The sequence below is a fragment of the Planctomycetia bacterium genome (genome assembly GCA_021413845.1).
Lineage (GTDB): Bacteria > Planctomycetota > Planctomycetia > Pirellulales > PNKZ01 > PNKZ01.
This window is the reverse complement of sequence record JAIOPP010000112.1, coordinates 1-6,432: the sequence shown is the minus strand read 5'-3', so window position 1 is coordinate 6,432 and position 6,432 is coordinate 1. Positions and strand designations below refer to the sequence as shown.

Here is a 6,432-nt window from a genome sequence, read left to right as displayed (position 1 = left end):
AATACTCTGACTGAGGCGTCGTTGAACGAGAAGACGTGGGCGGTGATCTTGCCGAGGCCCAAGTTCTCGAAGGCATGTTGGCAGACCGCCTTAACCACGGTCGTCATGATGCCCCGGTTATTCGCCGATCTCTTTGCGTGACGGCACAACGACCGGCTATAATCTCCCGCAGCAGCATCCCCTCGGCAATCGTCTGACGGACTGCATTATTCATGTTTTCATTTTGGAAAAGCAGTCATGGCCGAAGGCACGATCAAGAAGTTGACGGACAAAGGTTTCGGATTCATCAAGACGGCGGCGGAAAAAGACATCTTCTTCCATTCCAAAGCCCTCCAAGGCGTCGAGTTTGACGATCTTCGAGAAGGCCAAAAGGTAACGTACACCGAAGGTCGTGGTCCGAAGGGACCGTGTGCCGAGAACGTCCAGGTGGTGTAGCTCCGAAGCGGAAGGGTGAAGCCGGATGGACCGCAGCCGCAAAGCAAATCGGGAAGGCAGCGAAGTCACGCTTCAACACAAGAGCCGACAGGAGGCGCTGGGTGTTGAGGAACATTGCGAGGAAAAGCTCGCTCAATTGTTGACGTTCGTTCATTCGCTCGAACAGACGCCACCGGGTGCGACGGAACTCCAACGTCGCGGCAAACTTTTCGGCGAGTGCAAACGAGTCGAGGGTGAGTCGGCGGAGCAGTTCTACGGTCGGCTACGGCATTGGTTGGACCGGCCGATTCCGCAAACGAAAACGCCGCTGCACCATCCGCGGCAGACCGGCGACTAGCTTGGCGCCGGGCTCATGCGAGTCACGATGGCCTTAATATTGTCCGGGCCTCCACCTCGGAGAGCTCGAGCGGGATGCTGCACTTCATGACGTAGCGGCATCCGGCGGTGTAGTACTTCGTGATGTCGACGATCTCAATTTCCTTTTCGTCCTTCGCCTGCTCAGCGGCCGCGAGCTGCGAAACGTCGGCACGGAAGGCGAATGTACGTTTCGTCGCAGCTGATCCAATGGAATCCTGAGCCCATCGATCTAAGAGGTGCCGAGCAGCATCTGTTTCGTCAATCGGTGTGGGTCAGGGTGTTCTACCCTGCTGGACATCGATCTTGATCGGCGCGACGGCGATCGTCTCTGCGACGATTCTGTCGTTCGTCTGCGCCGCGTTGGTGGTAATCCTCGGACATTGGCGCTATTTGCTACCGCTCGAGCGGGTTCGCATTCGCGTCAGGTGGAGCGACTCGTTAGATACCGCTGTGGTTAAGTTCCGGGATTCGGGACTCGGTAAGGTGCCCCTCGCAGACTAGCCGGAGTCCGAAGAACTTTCTTCGAGGAGGCGTTGATCTTCGCCGACCTTGGGCTAATGAAATTCGATCCGTTCATTTGTCGCTCTTGCGACTCGACTCGGACGGCTCGATCATCGCTTGGATTGTTTTCAGATACGGATCGCGGGGGAAATGTTTTTGGTACTCTTCATACGAACGTTTTAGGGCGGCCCGGTCTTCGGCGGCTTGTTCTAGCGAGATCCTCCGTTGCAAGCTCAGGGCATGGTAGGGGCCGCCGGGTTCCGCGGCGATCGAACTCAGGAATGATCGTCGGGCCGCGGCCAGGTCGTTGAGGAACCCCTGTTCGATCGCGATTCGGTACTGTAGTTCCGCGTTGTCACGCTTGGCGACTGCCGACTTCACGGCTTTCTGCAAATGCCGCACGGCTTCGTCATGCCGCGACAGATTCGAACAACAATACGCGGCGTTGATTAAGTCGTGCAGCAAGACTTCGTCGGAAGCCTCGGATTTCAGCAGCTCTTCGTATTTCCTTAGCGCTTCGTCGAATCGTTTTTCGGCAAGATCCCGCTGGGCCATGATTCGGTCGTATTGTGGGCCGTATGTAACCCAAGGATAAGCCGATCGGTCCACGTACTTCGCGAGATAGTCGTCGACGGAATCGACCTCGGCGCACCACCAGTTGCCGGCCTTCGTCTCGATGTTATGAAGCTGCGCCCACGGCAGAAAATCGTAAGCGTAGAAAAATCGGGTCGCCGTGATCGCGTCGAATTCGAGCGCTGCAGTTCCGCGTACATATTCGTCTCGTGAAATTTCTTTGGCTGCCGCCCGCTCGTTGATTCGCTTCCAATTCGGGGCATTCATTCCGGCGTTATGGAGTTCGAACACCAAGGTCGACAAGAGTTCGTCATGAGTCAGCGGGACTTGGTTTCTCGAAAGCGCGACGGACACTCGTGCTTCTCCGGACTCGGCAAACGCGGTTGTCGCGCGCGGCTCGTTTTTTTGCTCGTCCGAAATCGCATTCGACCAGTAGATCTTGCGGCCCTCGTTCGTCCGGAACATGGAGATTAATCGCGACCGGAGAGGCGAAGAGGTCTTCAGATGTACGGCCAACGGCGGCCGGTCTCGCAGCACGAGTGCCAACTGCTGCTCGCCGTGAGCGACGGCGTCAGCTTTCGTCGATGGTGCGAACGCCGGTCGCTCTCCGTGAATCCGCTGGAGAGAGTCTCGAAGTCGCAGACATTCCGGAGTCACGCCGTCGGCGGCCGTCGAGCCGGTTTCCGCGCCGTAACACCATGCCCCGATGCCGATCGCCAGTAGGAAGACGCAACGGATCATGGGATGCCGAGAATTAAAGGATGACAGAGGACGGGCATCCCTTCCCCGTTGGGCCGCGACGAGGCTGATGATCGAGACGATGCGAATGAGGCCGTGCTTCACGTGCCGATCTCCGCTAGCCGAACGTTGTCGATCACCTGCACGGCGGCAGGCAGGACATTGAATTGAAAACCCGAGTATACGCCGCCGCGTCAGGTAGAACGACTGGATACTCATCATGGCCTCCGCTTCGGGCGGAGGCGGGCGTCCCAATTAAAATTGCGATGCCCCGAGAGGCTCGCAACGGTTCGATGATCGTGCCTCGAGCCGTGCAGCGGGCTCACCCGTCTCTTTCTTCCACGGAGGCCATGATGAGATTTTATCAGACCGAGCACCCATTCTATTGCGGCGTCGATTTGCACGCCAGAAAGATGTACGTCACCGTCGTCGATCAAGCGGGGACGACGCGGGAGCAGCGGAATTTGGACGCCGGGCCGGAACCGTTCTTGGCGCTGATCCGACCGTATCGCGAACGGCTCGTCGTCGGCTGCGAATGCATGTTCGCCTGGTACTGGCTGGCCGATCTCTGCCGCGCCGAAGCGATCGACTTCGTGCTCGGTCACGCTCTGTACACGAAGGCGAACCACGGCGGCAAGACGAAGAACGACCGGATCGACTCGGAGAAGATCGCGCGGCTCTTGCGGGGCGGCATGTTCCCGCAGGCCTACGTTTATCCGGCCGAGATGCGGGCGACCCGCGATCTGCTGCGGCGCCGCTCGCAACTGGTACCGAGTGCCCTAGGATTTCAATGGAGAATCGCCAAGGCTTACGAACGCTCAAGCGATCAGAACCGGTCGAGCCTGAGCGTTTCCACGGTCTCGACGGTTACGGTGGCCCGATGCTTGGGAAGTATGTCTTGATGGAGATAGCTGAGGATTCGTTCCATCGCGCTCTCCGGTACCACGACATCGATTCGCACCTGCTCTTTTCGGTGGCTTCCGCTTGGATCTTCGCTGCCGCGACGACCGGTGCCGCGGCAAGGTATCGCGGTGTAGCCGGAAGCCCCAAGCTCGATGAATCGTTTCACCAACATTTCCTCAGCCTCGGGCTCGGTGACGATCGTCACGCGTCGGAGCCGCGACATCGTTCGACGCCGAGTCGCCAACGAATGTGGCGAGAATTGTGCATGATCTTCCAGCCCGACGATCGAAAGCGATAAACCGTCGTGGTGGAATTCCTCGCGTAATTCTTCGAGCCTTTCCATTACGCTGTGATCGACCAGCTTCGTCCCCGAGAGATCGACGACGACGTTGCGGCGTTGAATCCGGCCGAGATCTTCGATCTGTCGCTTGAACGGAATCCAATTGCTGAACACGGCCGACTGCGATGCTCGAATCAGCGAAGTCTTCTCATCGACATCTTCGACTTCAAGGTAGGCCTTGAATAACGATCGGAGCGGCACGCCGTTGACGACGTGGATCAGCAGTTTCACGCCGATTCCGATCAGAATTCCCACCAACAGATCGGTCGCCAAGACTCCCAAGATCGTCGCGATGAAAACGATCAACTGCTCTCGCCCGATATGAACGACGTTGATGAACTCTTTGGGGGAAGCCAAGCGGAAACCGGTATACACGAGCATCGCCGCCAGCGCCGCCAACGGGATCAGATGGATCGCGAACGGCAGCAGCGCAACGAAACCGAGCAGTACATCAGTACCCATTTCCAAGCGACCGGTCGGGCTAGCGCGGAGAAGTCGGGATGGGTGATGGCGTTGAACAGGTTCTCCGGCACGCTGACCAAATACTTCTCGCTTAGTTCATAATCGTGGCCGAGAAAAGAAAACGTGTGCGTATGCGGCAAGTCGAAATACATTCCCAGCGGCACCGCGACCAATAGGACGATGAGCGGCGCCGGGATTAGCTTCACCCAAGGGACATTGATCAGCGGCTTGCCGAACAGAATGATTAAACTGATCGCTCCGATCAGTAGGATCTCGGGATTCGCATTCGCCAACGTGTGCGGCATCCTTCATCGGGTTCAATGCGGCGGCCGGCCGGAGATCGTTACCTTCTTGGCGTTAACGACGCCGTCGGGGAGCTTGATCCCGGTCGGTCCCGTACTTCAGCCCGAACAACCGCCGGAGCCGACGCGCGTCGTCGAGCTCGCATCCGCAAGAAAGGGCCCGTATGGAATCCCGCGAACCGAAGAGCGAGGCCGCGAGCGAACCCACGTGGGACGCCTTCGTCGGCATCGACGTGGCGAAAACGGCTGCAGGATGAGTGATTCGTCGACCAACAATCGCCGCACCACCGGTTCGAGTGCGGTGGCGGCGGCGCGATCGACTCGATATGTATGACGGGCCGCATCGGACACGCAAGGCTTGAGAATCGCGTCGTCCCAGCCGCATTCGTCGAGCAGTTCGCGCAGCGAAATCTCACTGCCCCGTTCGATGAACTTCAACGGCACGATCGAGATGCCATTACCTTCCAAATCGCCAAGATAGAGCTTATCCATATTCCACTCGATAAGCGCCGCTTCGTTGCAGAGTTGCGTTTGACTCCGAATGCGATTCAGCCAGTCCGTGAACTCATCTCGCCGCACGAAATAGTCCCAGGTCGTCCGAAAGACGGGGCAGAGGAACTGCGACCAATCGACATCGGGACTCGCCCAATCGAGTCGCACGGATGAGATGTCGTGTCGTTTCAAGGCCGCTTGCAGCAATTGGTCATCGCGCAGCACGTTGGCGAAATACCAATCATCTTCGGCGGCTACGGCCGTGTGACGCTGATTCGTGAGAGTGCCACGTCGGCATCGGTGCCCATCATCGACGATCTTGGTCCTCTTTCATTGCGAGCGTGGCCTCGGCGAACGCGCGGCCCATGAGGGCGAAAGTCTTCGAGCAGCCGAGGTAGTGATAACCCGCATTGGAGGCTCCGCGTTTCCATAGCGCGACTTCGGCAGGTGAGATCAGTTCGGCCTCGAACTTCTTCATGTGGTCGCGCTTTTGCTCTTCGGTCATCGTGCCGTCGGCGTTAGCGTAGTTTTTGTGCTTCGAGTCGAGGTAGTGGCGCATCTGCCGCACCTCCCCATACTTCTTGTCGATGTCGCCGAGTTCCTCCGACCAGAACGGTGCGGTCTGCACGGCGAAGACGTTGCCGTTGAACTCCGGCATCGCCGCCGGTGCCGCCATCGCTTTGCGAAACTCCATGGTATCCGCATTCGCCTTCGCACCGCCGACCCCCATCACGCCGATGACGAATGGCATCTTCGGCGCGCCCACATCGCGCCGCACGTCGCGGATGAAGTGCGCCAACAGTTCGCCGTAGAGGTCGAAGCGGCCGGGCTTGCCCTGCGCCGGATACGTGTGTCCATCCACCATGTCGTTCCAACCTTGCAGCCAAATGAAACCGGCCAGTTCGTAGCCCTGCGTCGGGTCGTAGTTCGGCACCACGCGCTTCGGGTCGGCGAGCACTTTTTTCACATGCTCGATCATCAACCGGTAGTAGTGCCCCGTTTCCTGCTGTTTATCGACGAGCCACCGGTCCATGTCCTTTGGTATGCCGTGGCCGGGAGGACCGTAGTAGAGCTTCTTCTGGTAGTCGTTGAGCTGATACGGCCCCGCGCTCGGCGGACGGAAATCAGTATGCAGGCTCTTCCCGCCCCACGCGGTCTTGATGATCAAAATGGGTTCGTCGAGCGCCTTTGACCTGCCCCCCTTAAACGAGTCCGGTCGTCAGTCGTAGACTGACGACCATCACTTGAAAAAGGGAGGGGATCATGGGCACGAAGCGTTTGCAGGTCGAGCAGATCATTCAGAAGTTACGGGAAGCGGAATTGGAGATC

Annotated in this window: 8 protein-coding genes and 1 pseudogene; 3 read left to right on the top strand and 6 right to left on the bottom strand. The window is 58.4% G+C overall.

Annotated features, from left to right (window positions below):
- On the bottom strand, positions 1–107 hold a 107-nt coding region (locus tag K8U03_20300; protein ID MCE9607234.1), incomplete at its 3' end, for a GNAT family N-acetyltransferase.
- A gap of 130 nt (positions 108–237) precedes the next feature.
- Here K8U03_20300 and K8U03_20295 point away from each other — a divergent pair.
- Together K8U03_20295 and K8U03_20290 are read left to right on the top strand one after the other, a co-directional pair.
- Positions 238–435, top strand: a complete 198-nt coding sequence (locus tag K8U03_20295; protein ID MCE9607233.1) for a cold shock domain-containing protein — start codon at positions 238–240, stop codon at positions 433–435.
- A 25-nt stretch (positions 436–460) separates the two neighbouring features.
- On the top strand, positions 461–772 hold the full coding sequence (locus K8U03_20290) for a hypothetical protein (protein ID MCE9607232.1): 312 nt from the start codon (positions 461–463) through the stop codon (positions 770–772).
- Between the two features lie 593 nt (positions 773–1,365).
- Here the strand turns inward: K8U03_20290 and K8U03_20285 are convergent.
- Positions 1,366–2,220, bottom strand: coding sequence for a hypothetical protein (locus tag K8U03_20285; protein MCE9607231.1), 855 nt, complete (start codon positions 2,218–2,220; stop codon positions 1,366–1,368).
- 737 nt (positions 2,221–2,957) lie between these two features.
- Here K8U03_20285 and K8U03_20280 point away from each other — a divergent pair.
- Positions 2,958–3,506: a transposase gene (locus K8U03_20280; GenBank protein MCE9607230.1), complete on the top strand. Its 549-nt coding sequence runs from the start codon at positions 2,958–2,960 to the stop codon at positions 3,504–3,506.
- Here the strand turns inward: K8U03_20280 and K8U03_20275 are convergent.
- From K8U03_20275 to K8U03_20260, 4 genes and pseudogenes are all read right to left on the bottom strand, one after another.
- Positions 3,431–4,309 (bottom strand): hypothetical protein, encoded by an 879-nt coding sequence (locus K8U03_20275; GenBank protein MCE9607229.1) that lies wholly within the window; start codon positions 4,307–4,309, stop codon positions 3,431–3,433. The genes K8U03_20280 and K8U03_20275 overlap by 76 nt on opposite strands.
- Positions 4,252–4,614: a hypothetical protein gene (locus K8U03_20270; protein MCE9607228.1), complete on the bottom strand. Its 363-nt coding sequence runs from the start codon at positions 4,612–4,614 to the stop codon at positions 4,252–4,254. Before K8U03_20270 ends, K8U03_20275 begins: the two co-directional genes overlap by 58 nt.
- A gap of 96 nt (positions 4,615–4,710) precedes the next feature.
- The gene (locus K8U03_20265) at positions 4,711–5,328 is read right to left on the bottom strand and encodes a hypothetical protein (protein ID MCE9607227.1); all 618 of its coding nucleotides are present in this window, start codon (positions 5,326–5,328) and stop codon (positions 4,711–4,713) included.
- Positions 5,329–5,410: 82 nt separating this feature from the next.
- A pseudogene (locus K8U03_20260) lies at positions 5,411–6,292 on the bottom strand (sialate O-acetylesterase).
- Positions 6,293–6,432 lie beyond the last annotated feature (140 nt).